At 68.4% G+C, this 18,953-nt stretch carries 16 protein-coding genes; 6 read left to right on the forward strand and 10 right to left on the reverse strand.

Features of this window, described 5'->3' with window-relative positions; genetic code table 11:
* Positions 1 to 42: 42 nt before the first annotated feature.
* From ABZ789_RS07930 to ABZ789_RS07945, 4 genes are all read left to right on the forward strand, one after another.
* Positions 43 to 702 (forward strand): SDR family oxidoreductase, encoded by a 660-nt coding sequence (locus ABZ789_RS07930; protein ID WP_358421494.1) that lies wholly within the window; start codon positions 43 to 45, stop codon positions 700 to 702.
* 81 nt (positions 703 to 783) lie between these two features.
* Positions 784 to 1,353, forward strand: a complete 570-nt coding sequence (locus ABZ789_RS07935) for a DUF1772 domain-containing protein (protein ID WP_358421497.1) — start codon at positions 784 to 786, stop codon at positions 1,351 to 1,353.
* A 10-nt stretch (positions 1,354 to 1,363) separates the two neighbouring features.
* Entirely contained in the window at positions 1,364 to 2,572 is a 1,209-nt protein-coding gene (locus ABZ789_RS07940; RefSeq protein ID WP_358421500.1) for a sensor histidine kinase, read from the forward strand.
* Positions 2,569 to 3,228: a response regulator transcription factor gene (locus ABZ789_RS07945; protein ID WP_358421503.1), complete on the forward strand. Its 660-nt coding sequence runs from the start codon at positions 2,569 to 2,571 to the stop codon at positions 3,226 to 3,228. The genes ABZ789_RS07940 and ABZ789_RS07945 overlap by 4 nt, the downstream gene beginning before the upstream one ends.
* A 58-nt stretch (positions 3,229 to 3,286) precedes the next feature.
* On the opposite strand, the gene ABZ789_RS07950 is transcribed toward ABZ789_RS07945, so the two are convergent.
* From ABZ789_RS07950 to ABZ789_RS07975, 6 genes are all read right to left on the reverse strand, one after another.
* Complete coding sequence (locus tag ABZ789_RS07950) at positions 3,287 to 5,185, reverse strand: FAD-dependent monooxygenase (RefSeq protein WP_358421506.1); 1,899 nt, start codon at positions 5,183 to 5,185, stop codon at positions 3,287 to 3,289.
* 2 nt (positions 5,186 to 5,187) lie between these two features.
* Entirely contained in the window at positions 5,188 to 6,528 is a 1,341-nt protein-coding gene (locus ABZ789_RS07955; protein WP_358421509.1) for an MFS transporter, read from the reverse strand.
* A 152-nt stretch (positions 6,529 to 6,680) separates the two neighbouring features.
* Positions 6,681 to 7,613: a LysR family transcriptional regulator gene (locus tag ABZ789_RS07960; RefSeq protein WP_358421512.1), complete on the reverse strand. Its 933-nt coding sequence runs from the start codon at positions 7,611 to 7,613 to the stop codon at positions 6,681 to 6,683.
* A gap of 4 nt (positions 7,614 to 7,617) precedes the next feature.
* Positions 7,618 to 8,511, reverse strand: a complete 894-nt coding sequence (locus ABZ789_RS07965) for a hypothetical protein (RefSeq protein ID WP_358421515.1) — start codon at positions 8,509 to 8,511, stop codon at positions 7,618 to 7,620.
* A 58-nt stretch (positions 8,512 to 8,569) separates the two neighbouring features.
* A complete protein-coding gene (locus ABZ789_RS07970; protein WP_358421518.1) occupies positions 8,570 to 10,645 on the reverse strand; it encodes a hypothetical protein in 2,076 nt (691 codons plus the stop codon).
* A 146-nt stretch (positions 10,646 to 10,791) separates the two neighbouring features.
* Positions 10,792 to 10,989, reverse strand: coding sequence for a hypothetical protein (locus ABZ789_RS07975; protein WP_358421521.1), 198 nt, complete (start codon positions 10,987 to 10,989; stop codon positions 10,792 to 10,794).
* Positions 10,990 to 11,218: 229 nt separating this feature from the next.
* Here ABZ789_RS07975 and ABZ789_RS07980 point away from each other — a divergent pair, with 229 nt between their 5' ends.
* Together ABZ789_RS07980 and ABZ789_RS07985 are read left to right on the forward strand one after the other, a co-directional pair.
* Positions 11,219 to 12,124: a hydroxymethylglutaryl-CoA lyase gene (locus ABZ789_RS07980; RefSeq protein WP_358422128.1), complete on the forward strand. Its 906-nt coding sequence runs from the start codon at positions 11,219 to 11,221 to the stop codon at positions 12,122 to 12,124.
* Positions 12,121 to 13,080, forward strand: coding sequence for a glycerate kinase (locus tag ABZ789_RS07985; RefSeq protein WP_358421524.1), 960 nt, complete (start codon positions 12,121 to 12,123; stop codon positions 13,078 to 13,080). Before ABZ789_RS07980 ends, ABZ789_RS07985 begins: the two co-directional genes overlap by 4 nt.
* Positions 13,081 to 13,134: 54 nt before the next feature.
* On the opposite strand, the gene ABZ789_RS07990 is transcribed toward ABZ789_RS07985, so the two are convergent.
* The 4 genes from ABZ789_RS07990 to ABZ789_RS08005 all read right to left on the reverse strand — a co-directional run bounded on the left by ABZ789_RS07990 (position 13,135) and on the right by ABZ789_RS08005 (position 18,944).
* The gene (locus ABZ789_RS07990; RefSeq protein WP_358421527.1) at positions 13,135 to 14,157 is read right to left on the reverse strand and encodes a hypothetical protein; all 1,023 of its coding nucleotides are present in this window, start codon (positions 14,155 to 14,157) and stop codon (positions 13,135 to 13,137) included.
* Between the two features lie 67 nt (positions 14,158 to 14,224).
* Positions 14,225 to 14,719, reverse strand: coding sequence for an LppA family lipoprotein (locus tag ABZ789_RS07995; RefSeq protein ID WP_358421530.1), 495 nt, complete (start codon positions 14,717 to 14,719; stop codon positions 14,225 to 14,227).
* A complete protein-coding gene (locus ABZ789_RS08000) occupies positions 14,716 to 16,311 on the reverse strand; it encodes an alpha/beta hydrolase (protein WP_358421533.1) in 1,596 nt (531 codons plus the stop codon). The genes ABZ789_RS07995 and ABZ789_RS08000 overlap by 4 nt, the downstream gene beginning before the upstream one ends.
* Positions 16,312 to 16,424: 113 nt before the next feature.
* Positions 16,425 to 18,944, reverse strand: coding sequence for an FtsX-like permease family protein (locus tag ABZ789_RS08005; RefSeq protein ID WP_358421536.1), 2,520 nt, complete (start codon positions 18,942 to 18,944; stop codon positions 16,425 to 16,427).
* Between the last annotated feature and the right edge of the window lie 9 nt (positions 18,945 to 18,953).

The following is an 18,953-nucleotide window of genomic DNA, read 5'->3' on the forward strand; positions in this document are numbered from 1 at the left end:
GGGCATGCTGCACGGGAATCACTTCATCGTCAGGAGGGCTCCATGGCACGAATCGCACTCTTCGGAGGACACGGCAAGGTCGCCTTGCATCTCGAGCGACTGCTGGCCGATGCCGGTCACGAGACCAGTGCGTTCATCCGCAATCCCGATCATGCCGAGGATGTGCGCGGTGCCGGCGGCACGCCGGTGATCGCCGATGTCGAGAAACTGGGCATCGCCGAGATCACCGATCTGCTGCGTGGCCACGACGCGGTGGTCTGGTCGGCAGGAGCCGGAGGAGGCAACCCCGCTCGCACCTACGCGGTGGATCGTGACGCAGCGATCGCGTCGATGACCGCGGCGCAGGAGGCCGGGGTCCGCCGGTACGTGATGGTCTCGTATTTCGGATCCCGTCCCGATCACGGCGTCCCGGAGGACAACAGCTTCCACGCCTACGCCGAGGCCAAGGGTGCCGCTGACGCTCACCTGCGGGGCACCGGCCTCGACTGGACGATCCTCGGCCCGAGTGCCCTGACCCTCGATCCGCCCACCGGCCGCATCGAGATCGAAGGTCACGGTGCGAGCGACAGAGGTCAGGTCTCACGTGCCGACGTTGCCGCAGTCATCGCAGCGGTGCTCGAGCGCCCGGAAACGGTCGGCCGCACCATCGAGTTCAACAACGGCGACCTCCCGATCGACGAAGCGCTCGACGCTCTGCGGTAGCACCGAGTACGTCGGAAGTCGTACATCGATCACGATCTCGAACGGACGACCGCAGCGTGTTCGGCTCCTAACGTCGGTGCCATGTCCACACTCGGTATCGCGAAACCCGGAATCGCGGTGAGCACGGCCTACTCGTGTGTCGCGCTCATCGCGTTCGGGGGCATTCTCGCGGAGACGATCATCCTGTATCCCAACGTATTCCACGACCCGCCAGGATCTCTCGATCTGGCTGTCCGGTTCTTCTCCCAGACCGGGCCGGCCGACTTCTTCCCACCGATGGGCGCGCTCACCGTCGTTCTCGGTCTCGTTGCACTCGTCGCCGTCCGCCGCGACCGGGTGGCACGCAGGTGGGTCGCCGCGAGTGTGACCGTCCTGCTCCTGGGTGAATTCGCGTTCTCAGCCCTGTACTTCTGGCCACGCAACACGATCATGTTCGACGAAGGAATCGCGGTGCATTCCGCGGACACACTGCGTCGCGTGGCCGCAGAATTCGAGAACGGGCACCGTATCCGGCTTGCGATGAGCGCGGTTACTGCCACGCTCGCATTCGGTGCCCTACACCGAGTGCTCACCATTCCCGCTCCCTTCGAGACCGACGGGAAGAGTTCCACTCGCAGCGTTCGGATCCCACCCACCACCTCCGAGCGGTAACGTCGCCGTCGTGGGATCTGCGCATGCGCAGGATCGAGGAACCGTGGCAGTGGTCCCGTCCGAGAGCCCCGATCGCGCCGAGCGCCGCGCCCGCGCGATCGACGTTCTCCTCGCGGCGGTGGTCTTCGTCGTCCTCGTCGGTGGGATCGTCGCGAACCTCGGAAGCGATACCACCGGCCCGTCGCCGCTCGCCTACGTCCTCGCCGGTTTCGTGGCGGGCGCGATCGTCGTGCGCCGGACACATCCGGTCGCGGTACTGCTCTTCACCGCCTCGGTGCTCGTCGCGTACTACAGCCTGTCGCTGCCACCGATCGGTCTCGCCGTGCCGTTGGCGGTGGCGCTGTACTCCGCCGCCGAGCAGAAGCACGTGCGCTTGGCGGTGGGAGTCGCCGTCGCGTCGGTCGTGCTGTCGACGAGCGTGCGGTGGACGGAGGGCGACGACCTCGCTTATGTCCTCGGTTTCGAGGTGGGAGGGCAGGTGGGCCTGATGGCCGCAGTGATCGCGTTGGGCGACAGCGTCCGGTCGCGACGCGCCCTGCGGGCGGAGATGCTCCGGCGGGAACGAGCAGCACACTTCGAACGCGAGCACGAGGCCGCGCGACGGGTCGAACGAGAACGAGTGGAGATCGCGCGCGACCTGCACGATCTACTCGCCCACACCGTCTCGATCATCTCGCTGCATGCCGGGGTTGCAGCGGAGGCGATCGAGGACGATCCGCCTCTGGCCCGCCGGTCGCTGGCCGCGGTACGCACCAGCTGTTCTCGCGCCGTGGACGAGCTCCACGCCACGGTGGAGGCGCTGCGCTCCACCGACGACTCCGGTCGCGCCCCGACGCCCTCCCTCGCCGGGCTCCCCCATCTCGTCGATACGGTCAGCGCCGCCGGGATCGAGGTGCACCTCGACCCCGACCACCCGATCGACGACCTTCCTTCGGTCGTGGCCGCCACTGCCTATCGGGTGGTGCAGGAGGCGCTGAGCAATGTCCTCAGACATGCGGATGCCACGACGGCAGTTGTGCGACTGCTCGTTCGAGATGGTGATCTCACCGTGAGGGTGGAGGACGACGGTCGGGGTCCGGGCGAGGACGGCTCCACCGGCTGGGGGCTCGCCGGCATGCGGGAACGTGTGGGACTGCTCGGCGGGACGATCGAGACCGGCCGGTCCGACAGCGGGGGTTTCCTGGTGACGGCACGGATCCCCACGGGAGGGCGGTCGTGATACGGGTTGTGATCGTCGACGACCAGGTCCTCGTCCGGGAGGGGCTGCGGGCACTGCTCGCTCGCACCGACGACATCGAGGTGGTCGGCGAAGCATCCGACGGAGACGCAGCCGTTCGGGTGGTCGCGCGTACGGCACCGGATGTGGTGCTCATGGATATCCGGATGCCGGGGACGGACGGGATCACCGCTACCCGGCGGATAGTCGGCGCCACGCCGTCGACCGGGACGCACGTGGTGGTGCTGACCACCTTCGACGGCGAGGACAACATCCTCGACGCGATCGGCGCGGGCGCTGTCGGCTTCCTCGTGAAGAACTCCGCCCCCGAGGAACTACGTGCCGCCGTCCGCAACGTCGCGAACGGCGACGCGATGCTCTCCCCTGCGGTCACCCGCCGCGTCATGCAGGCGGCGGCGCGCAGTCCCCGCACGCGGGAGACGGAAGTGCTGAAGGTTCTCACGGATCGTGAGCGCGAGATCCTCGTGGAAATCGGTTCGGGGCTGTCGAACGACGAGATCGGACGCAAGCTGTTCATCAGTCCCGCGACGGTGCGCACCCACGTCACCCGAATCCTCGCGAAACTTCATGCTCGGGATCGAGCGAATCTCGTCGCCATCGCTTTCCGCACCGGGCTCGTCTCCCCGACCGACCCGTGACAGCCGTCCGTCCCGGCAGCGAGAGCCACCGGGACGGACGACGGATCGAAGCGATCGATCAGGACTGCGCGGCGAGTTCCTCCACGCGCAGCGGTGAGGTGTCCGCGGCGGCCGCGATGGCCTCCTCGAACTGCCGTCGGTCGACCTGGGAGCCGAGCACCAGCGCGAGTCGTGCCAGGAAGCCCTCCCGGTCGTTCTCGGCCGCCTGGTCCAGAGCCGTCGACAGGCCGAGCCACACGTTCTCGCGACGCTGCTCGTCCGCGGTCGCCTGCTCGGCGGGCCGGGCCGGGAGTTCGGCTCCGGCCGGGGCGGCGCCGGAGCGCACGGAAGCCGCCACACCGGTCAGTTCCGCAACCGGTACCCGGCACAACAGCAGACCGTCGGGCCGGATCACGAAGGCCTCACCCGCCGTCGCACCGAGTGCCTCGGTGAGATCAGGGGCGTCGAGAAGGGTCACACCGTCCACCGCAGCGCTGTCGACCGCAAGGGCACGGACGCTCTCGGGCGCGAGTGCGCGCGCCAGTTCCGTCGCGGCGGCGGCGAGGGCGGCGACGCCTGCTTCGTCGAGTCCCACACCGAGGACGGCGAATCCGGTTCCCCGCGCCTCGTTCAGCGACGTCTCCTCACCGGCGATGCGGATCCGGCGGTCGTCGACGGGATCGCCGGACAGCACGCCCTCGGTTCCTGGCGCGACCGACCAGGTGAGGGGCGACAAACGTGCGTGCGTGGCGCTGGACTGACGGGGATTGATCAGGTGCCCGAACTCGGGTCGTCCCACCGCGAGCGCGAGAATCGCGTCGCGGGTGGTGCGGTAGCCATGGCTGCCGGGGCTCATGATGAGCGTGGACTTTCCGGCGTTGGCGACGTTCTGCTCCCACGCGTTGTGGCGCTCGAACGAATATGCCTGCAGAAGCGCGGGATCGGCGTTGCCGTTGACGACGGCGGCGAGCTGCCACGCGAGCGTCTCGGCGTCCTCCATACCCGAGTTGAGTCCGCGCACCCCGAAGATCGGCACGAGATGTGCTGCGTCGCCGGCGAAGAGGATGCGGCCGTGGGTGAACTCGTCGAGGGCGAGCGCGCGGGCGCTGTAGAAGCCCTTCCATTCCAGGGTCCACGGGAGGTCGTTCTGCAGCCAGTCGAGGTGCTTGGCGATGCGGGCACGGATCGCCTCCTCCTGCGTCTCGATCTCGGCGTCCTCGGACGGGTCGAGCTGGTAGTCGATACGCCAGATGTTGCCGGGCTGCTTGTGCATGATGATCGTCGAACCGGGATTGCTCGGCGGGTCGAACCAGACCATGCGCTCCGCGGGAAGGTCGGACTCCCAGTGGATGTCGGCGATGACGTACCGGCCCTCGTAGCTCGTCCCCTGCAACCGCAGTCCTGCCAGTTCGCGCATGCGGCTGCGACCGCCGTCGGCGGCGACGACCCACCGCGCCCGCAGGTGACGCTTACCGGCAGCGGTGTCGATCTCGAGGGTGACCTCGTCGTCACCGCGCAGGATTCCGGCGATCGGTGCCTGCCAGTGCAGGGTGATGAGCGGATTCTGCTCGATGGTGTCGACCATGATCTGCTCGAACTCCGACTGGGAGACGTTGATCATGGGCGGCCGGACGTCGAAGTCCCGTTGCGGCATCTCGAAGTGCAGGACCTGCTGGTCACGGTAGAAGCTGCGGCCACCGACCCACGGCAGCACGATCTTCTCGAGTTCCTCGCCGAAGCCGAGTCGCGCTGCGGCCTCCAGACTGTGGCGGGAGATGCAGATGGCGCGCGAACCGAAGGAGACCTGATCGGCCGCTTCGAGAATCGTGACGGGAATCCCGCGCTGGGCCAGGCCGAGGGCGACGGCCATGCCGACCGGGCCGGCACCGACGACGACCACGGGCAGCGCCTCGTCGGTGGGAGTCATCGAGTCGAATTCCGAAGCGGGGTACTTGGGAGGCTGATAGTAGGTCGACATGTTCAGGCAACTTCCTCGGAAGAACGGCGAGAGTCGGCGGGGCTCGTCATGTGCCCGGCGGAGGGCACGCGCAGCAGCAGGATGCTCATGAGGCTGACGAGTGCGATCAGCACGAAGTAGCCGGTGATGGACATCGAGGTGCCGGTGGCAGCGAACAGCGAGGTCGCGATCATCGGTGCGAGACCGCCGCCGAGGATTGCGCCCACCTGGTAACCGAGAGACGCACCGCTGTAACGGATCTTCGCGGGGAAGAGTTCGGCGAACAGCGCGGACTGCGGACCGGCGCAGCAGCCGAGGACGAACCCGAGGCCGATCATCGCGACGAGCATGACCGGAAGGATCGCTGTGTCCATCAGAGGGAAGAACACCGCGGCCGCGACGACCAGTGCTACCGACGACTTGATGTAGATGGTGCGGCGTCCGACCAGATCGGAGCGCCACGCGGCGAAGGCCATGCCGGCCATCCAGAACGGGCAGGAGGCGATGAGCAGCGCGAGCATCGTCGTCTTGTCGAAGCCGAGCGTGGCCTCGCCGTACTTGAGGACGTAGACCATGTAGGCGTACGCGATGCCGTTGGTGGCGATGAAGGTTCCGCCGGCGAGCAGCACGGTCTTCCAGTGCTGCGTGAGAACCTCGAGGATCGGCATCTTCTCCTCGGTCGCGGGCGCGTCCTTGGCCGCCTTGAACTCCTCGCTCTCCTCGAGACCGAGCCGGATCCACATGGCGACGAAGACGAGCACCGCCGAAGCCAGGAACGGGATGCGCCAGCCCCACGCGTTGAACGACTCCTCGCTGAGGAAGGCGGTCAGCGGCAGGTAGACGAGGTTCGCGAGCAGGACACCCGCCGGGACACCGATCTGCGGTGCTGCCCCGTAGAGGCCACGCTTTCCGGCCGGGGCGTTCTCGGTGGCGACGAGCACCGCTCCGCCCCATTCGCCGCCCACGCCCAGGCCCTGCACGAAACGCAGGGCGACGAGCAGGATCGGAGCCGCGACGCCGATGGCCGCGTAGTTCGGGAGCAGACCGATCGCCACGGTCGCGAAGCCCATCAGCAGCAATGAGACGACAAGCATGGACTTGCGGCCGATCCGGTCGCCGAAGTGCCCCATCACCACGCCGCCGATCGGTCGCGCGATGAACCCGACCGCGAGGGTGGCGAAAGCTGCCAGGGTTCCGGCCACGTCCGACGAACCGGGGAAGAACTGAGGTCCGAGCACGAGCGCTGCCGCCGTGCCGTAGATGAAGAAGTCGTACCACTCGATGGCGGTACCGACGAAGCTGCCGAGCGCGGCTTTGCGCGCGGCTCTTGCCGACGACTGCGGCGTCGCGTCAAGGACGGTCATTTTCGTGCCCTCCGGCGGTCGGTCTGAGGTCGTCCGATTAACGAGCGTTCGGACGCAGTGGACCAATAATGAGAGGGGTCACATTCGTTTGGAAAGCGCACAAAGCCGGTGAATATCCACGGAAAACCCGCGAATAGGGACGTTCGGCCACGTCAGAGGGCCTGCGAGGTCCTCGCAACATCGACGACGAAGTCCGTGAAAGTCTGGGCCACACGGCTTGGCAGGGCGTCCTTGCGCCATGCCACCACGATCCGCACCGGCTCCGGTGAGGGATCGACCACGGGTAGCAAGACGAGTTTGCGGCCCTCGTAGGTGACGTCCACGGCCGGTCGCTGCACGAGAAGAGTCCAGCCCAATCCTCGGCCCACGAACGATCGCGCCGTCTCGAAGGTCTGGGTTCGATAGGCGATGGACGGAGTGAAACCGGCCTCGGCGCACACGCGGAGGGCATGACCCGAGCTCGGTGGAGCGTCGAGCAGAACCATCGGTTCGTTCGCGAGATCTCGCAGGCGCACCTGCGAGGCACCGGCGAGAGGGTGGTCTGCCGAGATCAGCACCATCGGCTCGCGGACGTCCAGGGTGACCGTCTCGAGACCCGGTTCTAGGTCCAGGTCGTAGAGGAAGGCAACGTCGAGCTCGTGCGAGTCGAGCAGCATCCGCAGACGATTCTGGGTGTCCTCGCGGAAATCGACGTCAGCGCGCGGATGGGCCCGCGTGAACTCGGCGATGAGGGAGGGCAACAACGTCGGCGCCAGCGAGAGATAACATCCCACGGCCACCGGGCCTACGACTTCGCCCGCCTCCGAACGCGCATCGCTCTCGAGTTCGCTCGCGTGATGCAGCAACATCTTGGCCCGCTCGAGCACCGCGTGCCCGGTCGGTGTCAGCTTGACCCCACGCGCCCGCTGACGGACGAGCAACTTCACCGCGAGTGCCTTCTCCAGGTCGGTGATCGCAGCCGACAAAGCCGAGTGCGACATGTGCGTCGCGTCGGCCGCTGCGGTGATGGAGCCCCACTCGGAAACGGCGACGAACGCCGCAAGTTGCCTGATCGTGTAGGAGGGCACCGCGTCCGTCCTGGCCATGGTCCTACCGTTTCTCCTCGGGCTCGCCGCGGCTTCCGGATTCATCCGAGCGACTCCACGTCTCCGCCACCCGCGCCCGGCCACGTTCGAACGCGTCGCCGAGAGCGCCTCCGACCGCCTTGAGCGGACTGTTTATGGAGTCCAGAGCCTCGGCGACCACCGGATCCTCGTCGTCGAGCCATCCGGCCTCGTCGGCACGGCACGCCCACCGGAAATCGTCGAAGTCCTGTCGCAGCCCCGTGAGCACCTTCGTCGTACGCCCCGAGGACAGTCGGCGGACGACCTCGATCGGGGTGCCCTCCGCGAACCGGGCGAGCGCGGTTCTGGCGCGGCGCAGCAACGACGCGTCCTGTGTGAAGTGTTCGGCGAGGACCTCCCGGGCCGACGCCAGCGCGTCGTTCATCTCGTCGTCGCGTGCCCGCGCCAGGTGCAGGCGATGCCACAGGAACAGACAGTCCTCGACGATCACGAGCAACTGCAGCGTCTCTCCGAGCGCCTCTTCGACGGCGACCTTCTGCAGCAGTTCGACATGCTCCCCCACCGTCGCGTCGAGCCCCAGATCGTCGAGCGACGACGAGACGTGGTCGCGAAGGCGCGTCACCGTCCGGGCGAAGACCGGCCCCGACCCGGATATCGGCGACCAGTCCCGGTCGGGTAGTCCGCCGGTGTGCTCGACGATAGACACTGCCCTGGTCAGGTCGTTGTGGGTCGCGACGATGTCGCCGGCCCGGGGTGCGCCGGCGAGGTCGAGCACCCGGTCGACCGTCCCGGGTGCCGCATCGTCGCCTTCGAGCCGCACGATCGCGGCCTCCACCGAAGCGATGGCTCCCTGCAACGCCTCGAGGACCGATTCGGGTGCGGTGGAGACTGCGGCGGCGGTTTTCGGAGTGTCGGCCATTCCCCAATCGTGCTACGTCCGAGAGCCGGATGCATCTGCGTCCCGGCAGTCGGCCGGCTCAATTCGGAACGCGAACCCACGCCTGTTCGAGCAGCGCCACGACTTCGGGCTCCCGGCGTCCCCGGTATGCCGACAGGATCCGCCGCGGTCTGGACTCCCCCTCGATGCCGAGCGCCGACGCGAGCGCTGCTGCGATCCGTTCCTCGGGCACGGTCTCCGGTTCCGTGTGGCCGATGAGCGAGAGCGCCTTGCGCAACGGTTCGGCGTTGTCGGCGACCGTGCGCAGGGGCAGGACGTCGAAACGGCCGTCGGCGCGGACCTCGAGCAGCAGCTCGTTGTCCTCCTCTACGCCGATGTCCTCGAGGAACCGGCGGATCGAGGACAGGCGCGGCACCGGTCCTGTCCACCTCAGGGTCTGTCCGCCCAGCCGGGAAGGGAGCACCACGTGCCCGCCCGGCGCACATCCGGCGAGGCCGGCGACCGCAGACGGCACCGTGAACTCCGCGCCTCGGAGATGGTCGCGGGTCACCGGAAGCCGCAGACGCCAGGCGTCACCCAAGCGGTACAGGCGACGGGTACGTTCCGGTACGGCGATCGGTACGTGCGAACGCGCGCGACGCCGCACGCGACCGTCCGCGATCTCGAAATCTCCTCCGGCAGCGAAGGTTCGGGCCGAGCCCTCGGATATGCCGAATCTTTCGACGAGCGCGTCGGCCACCACATCCGGATCGACACCTCCCTCGCGGCCGTCGACCAGTCGCGCTATGCGATTACGGATGGCCGAGACGACATCGGTCTCCCACTCGGCCAGCGACCATTGTTCACCGTCGGACGAGAAGCGCTCGTCGTCGGCGAGTTCGGAGACGAGTGTGTGGACGTCGGCGTTGACACCCATCCGGGCGACGAGCGTGTCGGCCGTCATCGGGTCGCCGAGCACCTCGAGGACCTGAGCGGCGCGACCCGCGAGCCCATCCGGCTGTGACAGCAGGCGCCCCTCGAAGGTCGTCGTTCCGCAGTATCGGGTCCACGCCTCGAACTCCCCGTCGGGGAGCGACCACACCGCCTCGACGGCTGCCGGTTCGACCACACCGTTGGGCGATTCGAACTCCGAGAGCAGCGCGCGCGTTTGTTTCTCGGCGTCGGCCAGGTCGGGTACCGCTATCCACCCGTCCGCCACCTCGAAGCGATCGTCCAGTCGATGCAGCACGCGCCACAAGGGCACGTCCAAGCCCGGGACCGTCCTGGTCAGCACCGGATGGGCACGCACGATCCGGTCGAATGCCGCCACCGGGCGCACATCGACGCGCAGCGCTGCAAGCAGATCGCCCACGGCCGTCCCGAAGGGGAAGGTCGACGGAGCGGCCGAGTCGTCGACATCGTCGTGCACGCGACGCCGCAGTTCCTCACGCTCCGAATCGGGCAGGCTCTGCAGATACTCGGCGAGTTCGGCAATCGGGTCGGATGGTGCCGCCACAGGTAGATCGCGTGCGGTGAGGGCTCGTAACCTGGCTGCTGCGTCCTGGATCTCCTCCGGCGCGCCGTCGCCGATGTCGGTCGGGAGCAGCGGGACGTCGTCCCGTCCACACACCCGCTGCCAACGCGCCAATACGGCGAGATCCTCGAGCAACAGCGCCGCGGCCGGCACCCGCGGGGCGCGCGGATCGGCTTCCAGAGTGCCGGGCTCCCGGAGCACCGTCGCGACGAGCGCGGCGCAGACGATCTCCTCCACGGCCTCGCGGTCGGCTCCACGGACTCCGAGGAGATCGGCCGGACTACGGCTGAACAATTCCGCCGTCGTGGGTGCGTGCGGAAGACGAGTGACCAGCGTCGCCGCTGCCGGCCCGAGGTCGAGTGCGGCCACAGGCACCTCGTCCTCACGCAGCAGACCGTCCGCGAACCGCAGCTCCGGATGGTCGGCGACGTAGAGATGGGCCAGTTCGGCGCACAGTTCCGGTATCTCGGCATGCCCGGCCGTCTCGGCAGGCGACTCGATCTCCCACCATCGAGGGCTCGAGACCAGCGCTCCGAGGGCGACCGCGCGCGCCGAACCGTACCGGTCGAGCCACGGCATCAGATCCAGCCAACGGCGGCTGTCGAGTTCGTCCACCGACAAGGCGCGAGACCACAGCGACACTGACCGTTGCTCCTCTTCCACGCCCGGCGGGAGGCCCGCGGGCCCCCTTCTCCGGCTTCGACGCCGCGCTCGTGAAGCGCGTGCGCGCGAGGCGCCTCGACTCGGACGCCGGTTCTCACCCTACAGTCCGAGTGCGCGACCGCCGGTCAGGTCAGGGCGACGTCGGAGTCCGATTCGTCGTGCGCTTCCGGTCGCAGGCGCAGCAGCACGAGGCCCGTCACCGACGCGACGATCAGCGAGGCCACCACCCCGTTGACGTGCAGCGTCCAGAGGGCGATCACCGCCCCGGCGAGTCCCCCCAGCAGAGCGATCCAGAGCAGTACTTTTCCCAGGACCGAAGCCATTTCTCCGCACCTTCCGGCAAGTCACGATTCGAACGGTGAGGATAGTGTCATCTGTCACAGATATCGGGAAAGCCCTGCGGTGTGTCGACCGATCGTGTGCGCATGGTGACCGGGGCATACTGGTGCGGTTCGTGCCGGTCGGCCGGGCCGGGAACGACCGGGACGCGGGAAGTGACAGAACCGGGGAGGCGGAGAAGTGACAGGACCGAGTGACGGAGCACCCACGGATGTGGTCCTGCGGGACGTGACGCTGCGCGACGGCTTGCAGCTCACCGGCAAGCTGTTGCCCACCGAGCGCAAGGTGCAGATCGTCCGCAGTCTGCTCGCGGCCGGGGTACCCGAACTCGAGATCGGATCCCTGGCCCGCGCCGATCTCGTGCCGCCGATGGCGAACACCCTCGACCTCGTCGGGGCACTGACCGAGGAAGAACTCGACCGGTGCTGGATCTGGGTCGCCACCCCGCGACACGTGGAGAAGGCGATCGCGGCCGGGGCCCGTCGGTTCCAGTACTGCTTCTCGGTGTCGGACGCCCACAACCGCGCCAATATCGGCCGCGACACCGAGGACAGCATCGCTGCAATGCCCTCGGCAATCGAACGCGCCCACGCCGTCGGCGGCAGTATCCAGTTGTGTCTGGCCACGGCGTTCACATGCCCGTTCGACGGACCGGTCGACCCCGACCGGGTGGTGGAGATCGCGTGCGACCCTCGCACCGAGGGAGCCGCCGACATCGTCGTCGCCGACACCCTGGGGCAGGCCGTGCCCGGGCAGGTGTCCTCGCTGGTCGCGCGACTGGCCGCCGAGTCGCCGGGCCGGCGGATCGTCTACCACGGGCACGACACCTGGGGCCTGGGTGTCGCCAACAGCCTCGCCGCGATCGATGCCGGGGCCACCGTCGTCGACGGCGCGCTCGCCGGTCTCGGTGGATGTCCGTTCGCGCCGGGCGCGAGCGGCAACACCGCGAGCGAAGATCTGTTGTTCGCGACCCGTCCGTCGTGGCTCGACCCCGACGTCTTCGGCGCCCTGGTCCGCCTCGGCGAGGACATCGTCGCCGAACTGGGCGAACCGAACCGGTCGCGTGCGCGCCAGGGCGCGCGCTCCGAAGCCGAAGCCTTCGAATGGGTGCTTCGATGACACGGATCCTGATCGCCCCGGACAGTTTCAAGGGCACCTACACCGCCGCCGAGGTCGCCGACGCGATCGCGTCCGGTGCCGAGAGCGTCGGGCACACCGCCGTCCGGATGCCCGTCGCAGACGGCGGCGAGGGAACACTCGAGGCGCTTACCGCACCCCTCGGTCTCGACCTCATCGACGTCGACGCCGTGAATCCGTGGCGCGCACCGTGTCGCGGATTGCTCGGCATGTCGCCGGACGGAACGGCAGTCGTCGAACTCGCGACCGCGAGCGGCATCACCACCCCGCACGACGGTCCCCGTGACGCCGTGGCGGCCGACACCTACGGCACCGGCATGGTCATGGCGGAAGCCGTCCGACGCGGCGCACGCCACATCGTCGTCGCCGCCGGCGGATCTGCGACGACCGACGGCGGTGCCGGCGCGATCGCCGCGATCGAGGAGCGTGGAGGGCTCGGCGGCGCGCGGGTCACCGTACTCTCGGACGTCACGACCCGATACACCGATGCGGCACGGATCTTCGGTCCGCAGAAGGGCGCCGATCCCGCTGCCGTCGAACTGCTCACACGACGCCTCGAAGCGACGGCCCTGTCGCTGCCGCGCGATCCGCGGGAAGTCGATGGCACGGGTGCGGCCGGTGGTTTCTCCGGTGGCATGTGGTCGGTCTTCGGCGCCGAACTATGCTCGGGTGCCGACTTCGTGCTCGACGCAGTGGGTTTCGACGACGCCGTGCGAAGCGCCGATCTCGTCGTCGTCGGCGAAGGACGACTCGACGGCCAGTCGCGGGCGGGCAAGATCGTCTCGGTGATCCTCGCGCGAACCGGCGACTTACCGGTGGTCGCGGTGGTGGGTTCGGTCGGCGACGATCTCGGCGACTACCGGACCCGGTTCGCGGACGTCGTCGTGGCCTCCGATGCTGCGGCCCTGTTTCGCGCGGGACGCGAACTGCGGCCCTGATTCGCGCGCGGCGCGAACTGCGAGCCTGAATCGCGGCGACCTGCCCGGTCGTACTTACGGCGCCGTGGGCGGTGAACTGCCGCAGGGCGGCGCGGCGGGCGTCGTCTCGGGCGACGGCACCGACCCGGGAGCCGGATCGGATGCGCGAGCCGGCCATGAGGCGGGCCTGGCTTCGGAACACGGGTCCGCGGCGCGTGGGCGGTCGGGTTGTGGCACCGGGGACGGTGGTGGCGCGACCGCGGTCTGCACCCCGGGTGCGGATCGCTCCGCTTGCGCACCGCTGCCGACCGCGACTGCCAACCCCCCGCCCAGCAGCGCGACGAGCGCGACGAGTGCGGCGAGCAGGGCGGTTCCGCGATGCCGGCCGGCAGGTGCGGCAGCGATCGCCGGAGCACGACGGTCGGCGGCGACGAGCGCCGCGCCGGTCGCACGATGCCAGGGCACACCGTGCGGAGTCACGAAGGGGACGCCGAGGACGGTCGAGAGTTCTCGCGCCGGACCGGCGTCTAGCGGGCGCAGATCGAGGAAGACCACGGCATCGGGCGAGACTCCGGCGCGGGCGATCGCCTCGTCCATCGCTTCGGGCAGAGACTGTGTGTGAGGACCGAATTCGTCACCGTCGGGGCTGACCGTGGAGAGCACCTCGCGGGAGGGAACGTCGACGATGGATGCCGATTCCACTCCGAAGGTGCGTGTGTGCAAGGCAAGCACGAGAAGGTCCGCCAGTTCGGGCGCACCGGCGAGGAACGCCAGGCGCGCGTCGTCGAGCAGGACCGATTCCACGTCGATACCGAGGACGGCCCGGACGGCTTCGGTGACCGGCCCCGCGTCCTCGTCGTTCTCCGGACCTGTCACCACGGCTGCTGCGGAGAGGGTCAACGACGCCGCGGCGGCCCGTTCCGACATGGCGGCGGCAGCAGCGGCGGCGACCTCGGCAGGCGTGTCACCCGGAGCGCCGAAACCCCGCTGGGAGTCGAACGGGCCGAGATTCGGCACGTCGGCGTCCACGAGGACCGCACACACCTCCCCGTCGTCGACGGAGATGCCGAGCATCGGGCGCATCTGTTCGTCCTCCACGGCCACCTGCGCGAATAGCGGCGGCCGGTGCGGCCGTCGCCCGGACGAGCCTAACCGACACGGTCGCTCACTCGCGGTAACAACCGACGGTGAGTCCGACGGTCGCGGCGACGTAGCTGCCGAAGGTGATGTACGAACCGTCGGCCGCGAACATCCGGAGGGCGAAGCCGGTGTCGGGAGGAAGCACGTACCGGCCGTGGAAGCCGGCTCGGGCCGCCGTGTTCTCGAACACCGTGGCGGCACGGTCGAGTTCGTCCACCGGCACGGGGCGTCCCGAACCGTGGATCGGGAGGTGTGCCGTCACGCCCGATGTGCCGTCGGGCAGCGTGCATCCGGCAGTGGTACCCGCGTACTTCGGTTCGAAGCGCACGCCGGGAAACTCCGCTGACAGGGCTGTGAGGACGTCGCGCTGCACGGCCGTGTAGAACTCGACCGCGCCGGCACTGGTGGTCGCGACGGGTTCGGGCTTCGCGATTGCCGCCACTGTGCTCGCACATCCGGCCGCCGCTGGTGAGAGCAGGGCGACGAGCAGCACGGCGAGGAATCGTGGAGAAGAGGTCACGGCGTACTCCGCTCTGCGGTGCCGGCGACGACACCCGCGACGTGATGGGAACTCGACGTTCCTGGAATCAGATACGAACTGTGTCCGGTGATGCCGGCGAGCGGGGCACCCGTGGGTGTCGTACCCGGGCCGGACGGAAGGTGAGTGAGGCCGTCGTGGAAACTCGGGTCGCCACCGAAAGTGCCGGCGTCGGCGACCGGGTCGCAGTCGGCTTCGACGAGATAGGCAGATCCCGGAGGGATTCGCAGGTCGTTCACGTCGTCTGTCCCGATCCCCGGCGCACCGAGGAATACTGCGGCGTCGACCGAGTCGGTGCCCCTCAGCGCCATGCCGGTGACGAGTGCTCCGTACGAATGCCCGACAGCGGTGATACGAGGGTCGTCGTGCCGCGAAGCCGTGATGCCGTCGAGGAACTCGGACAGCCGAGGCGCCGCGATCCGAGCCGCGAGGTCGGAAACCGGACTGCGCTCGGTGAACGCCATCCCCCACCCCCATTGGGGCGCTTGGTAGTTCATCCACGTCACAGCCGCAACCGAGGTCTCGGCGCCGGTGACGCCGGCGAGACGGAGACCGGCGGCATCACGCAGTGCTGCGACCTGGGCGTCGTAGCCCTCCAGATTGCCCTGCACGGTCGACCCCGCGCCCGGCACGAAGACGGCCACCTGCCCGGCGGTGTCCACGTCCCCGACCGCGACGGCCGCCATCGCTTCGCGTCCGGACATGTCGAGGGCGAGAAGTTGCCGATCCCCGAGAGCGAGTGTCGCCTCGATCGCGTCGAGAGCCTCGATCTTCTCGAGAGTTTGTTCGAGCCCCGCGTCGGCGTCGGTGAACAGACCGACGACGCCGATTCTCGCGAGCACGGTGCCGCCGAGGAACATGGCGTCGAGTTGCGCTCGAAGTTGCGATGCGACCGCCTCGAGCCGGCGACGTTCACCGTCGAGCACGGCGCGATTGGCGAGATCGCGGGCCGCCGCGGGAATCCCGTCGAGCGCGCCGATCTGCTCGGGACGCTCGGCTATCAGCGCGGTGCGCGTGGCATCGTCGAGACCTCTCCACCATCGCGCGACGTCCGCAGGGTCCGCGTCCGGTTCCGGCAGATCCGGAAGCAGCACCGGCACGGTTCGCGGGAATGCCGTGAACATCGGGACTGGCTCTCCTGCAACCACATCCGTGGAGAACGATTCGACAGCAAGCCGGGCACTCGCCTCGCGGTCGAGAAGTTCGGCCCGAGCGAGCAGCGCGCGCAGCGGCACCGCGAGCCGGTCGTCGTCCTCGAGGTCATGACCTCGCGTCGTGGCCCGGGCATGCAGATCGGCCAGTTCCGTGCGCAACACCCGCAGGCGCGGAACGACGAACTGCGCGCATCCGCCCACCCGCCGATAGGACTCGGCTTGATCTACGAGATATCTTCCCTGCACAGATAATTCGGACTCTGCGGAGTTGTACGCCGCACCGCGCCAGGCGCCCTCGAAAGCTGCCCGTCGCAGTACCTCCCCGGACACGGCCTCGACCGCGTCGGCGGTGCGACCGAGTTCGGCCGCCAGGCATTCGAGCGCATCGGGATCCCATCTCGCCAGATCGTGCAACTGCACGGCCACCACCCCCTGCCGCCGGAGCATATGGGTGCGCAAACGACTGCCGGCCCGCGGAATACTCCGCGGGCCGGCAGCTGTGGACAAGTCCACCGCCTGTGGACAACCTCTGTCTACACCTCGGTGATCGCTTCGAGCGGCGGCGTCTTCGCGGCCCGCTGGCCGGGCCACAGGGCCGCGAGCACACCGATGATCCCGGATGCGACCAGCATGCCCACGACCTGCGACCACGGTACCGAGATGATGTCCAGTCCCTGGTCTGCGAGCGTCCGCACGAACGCCCAGCCGAAGGCGATACCGAGCACGACACCGACGACCGCACCGAAGATCGCGATGAGCAGCGACTCGAGGTAGATCGTGCGGCGCACCTGGGCCCGCAGCATACCGACCGCACGGAGCATGCCGATCTCCCGCCGCCGCTCCACCACCGACAGTGCGAGGGTGTTGACGATGCCGAGGATGGCGATCACCACGGCGAGGGCGAGCAGACCGTAGAGGATCGCGAGGAGCGTGTCGATCTGCTGCGCCTGTTGTCCCTTGAACTGCTCGCGGTCGAGCACCTGCACGATGACGTAGTCCTTGACGGCGTCCTCGATCGACGTGCGCACGGCATCCGACTCGTCGACGGTGTTCATGAGGACCACCAGCGCCGTACGGTTGGTCGGCGGTGTGAACTGGTCGAACAACTGCTGCGAGATCACCCACGGACCGATCAGCTGATTGTCGACGAAGATGCCGCCGATCGTCGTATCCACGGTGTCGCCGTCGCGATTGGTGAGCGGAACCGTGGTACCGACCTGCCAGCCACGGTCGGCCGCGGCCGACTGCGAGACCAGGATCTCGTTGCCGGACAGGTCGACGCTGCCGGCAGTGATCTGCAGGTCCACGACGTCCTGGAGGGGGCCTCCGGCCGCGGCACCGAACTCGTAGTCCTGATCGATCTTCGCCTGCACGCCGTAGACGGGCACGACCTCCTCGACCCCGGCGACATTGCGCACGGCGTCCGCAGCGGGAGCGGGAACACCGAACATCTGGGGCCCGGTGAGCATGAAGTCCGCTTCGACGCCGTTGTCGACGAGCGCGTCGACACTGGCTTTCGCCGACGACCCGAAGACACCGATGACGGAGACGAGCATCAGGCCCAATGTGAGAGCGAAGGCGGTCGCGGCGGTCCGGCGTGGGTTGCGGGTCGCATTGGTGCGTGCGAGACGTCCGATCGCCCCGAAAGGTCGTGCGAAGACTGCACCGAGAGCGTTCACGAAGGGCCGGGAGAGCGCCGGAGCCGCGAACAGTACTGCGAGGATCAGCAGGAACGCACCGGCGCCGACGGACGCCGCCGCTCCCCCGCCGACTCCCTGTGCCCCCACCACGACGAGGACGACTCCGACGATCGCGCAGAGCACACCGATGATCGTGCGGACCCGCAGCGATTCGACGGTCGCAGTCGATTCTTCCCGCATCGCGGCGACCGGCGGGACGCGGGTCGCACGGCGGGCCGGCGCATAGGCGCTGATCATCGTCACGACCACACCCACGAGCAGTGCGACGATCACGGTGCGCGGGGACAACTGCAAAGGCCCGGAGGGCAGGCCTAGATCTGCAGCGTTCAGCGCGGCGCGCAGACCGTAAGCGAGAGCGACTCCCGCCCCGATGCCGATGATGCTGCCGATCAGGCCGACGACGAAGGCCTCGAGGGTGACGGACCGGCCGACCTGCTTGCGGCTCGCACCGATCGCGCGGAGCAGAGCGAGCTCACGCAGTCGCTGGGCGACGATCATCGAAAAGGTGTTGTAGATGATGAACGTGCCGACGAGCAGTGCGATCGCGCCGAACGCGAGCAGGAAGTAGTTGAGGAAGTTCAAGGCCTCCGCGACCTGCGACTTGGTTTCCTCGGTCACCTCGGCGCCTGTCTGCACCTTCAGGTCCGGTAGGGCCGCCGCGATCTCGTCACGCAGTTGTTCCGGGGACAGGGAGCCGTCGCCCGCGACGTCGATGAACGCGACGTGCCGCCCGTCGGTGAACAATTGGGATGCCTGTTGCTCGGTGAACATCGCGCCGAGATAGCCGCCGGTGTCCGTCTCGAGCTGGTAGATGCCACTGATCGTCACCGGCACCGTGCCCTGTGCGATGGTGAGCACCTTCGTGGTGTCGCCGACGGACAGCGAACCGCGTTCGGCTGCGCTCTCGTTGAGTCCGATCTGCCCGTTCTCCTGCGGCGGGCCGCCGGTGAGGAAGGTCTGCGGGACACCGACGAGCTGGTCGGGTGGAATATAGGCGAAGCCCTCGGCGGGTGCGCCTCCGGTCTGGATCGCGGCGCCCTCGGAGTCGAGGACGATGATGGACCCACTGATCGACGGGGAGGTCCGTTCGACGCCGGGCAGAGCGGCGATCTTGTCGAGGTCCTCGACCGGTACGCCACTGGTACCGGATTGCTCGGTGCTGACACGGACGTCCACGCCTTGGGCGACGTCGCCGAAGATTCCGTCGAAGGTGCGCTGCAAAGTGTCGGTGAACACGAACGAACCCGTGATGAAGGCCGTGCCCAGTACGACCGAAAGTACGGTCAGGGCGAGCCGCACCTTGTGGGCGGCGAGGTTGCGCAGGGCAACTCTACGGATGGGATTTCCACTCATCGCGGCGTC

It is taken from the genome of Rhodococcus sp. NPDC047139, assembly GCF_040643435.1.
Lineage (GTDB): Bacteria > Actinomycetota > Actinomycetes > Mycobacteriales > Mycobacteriaceae > Rhodococcus.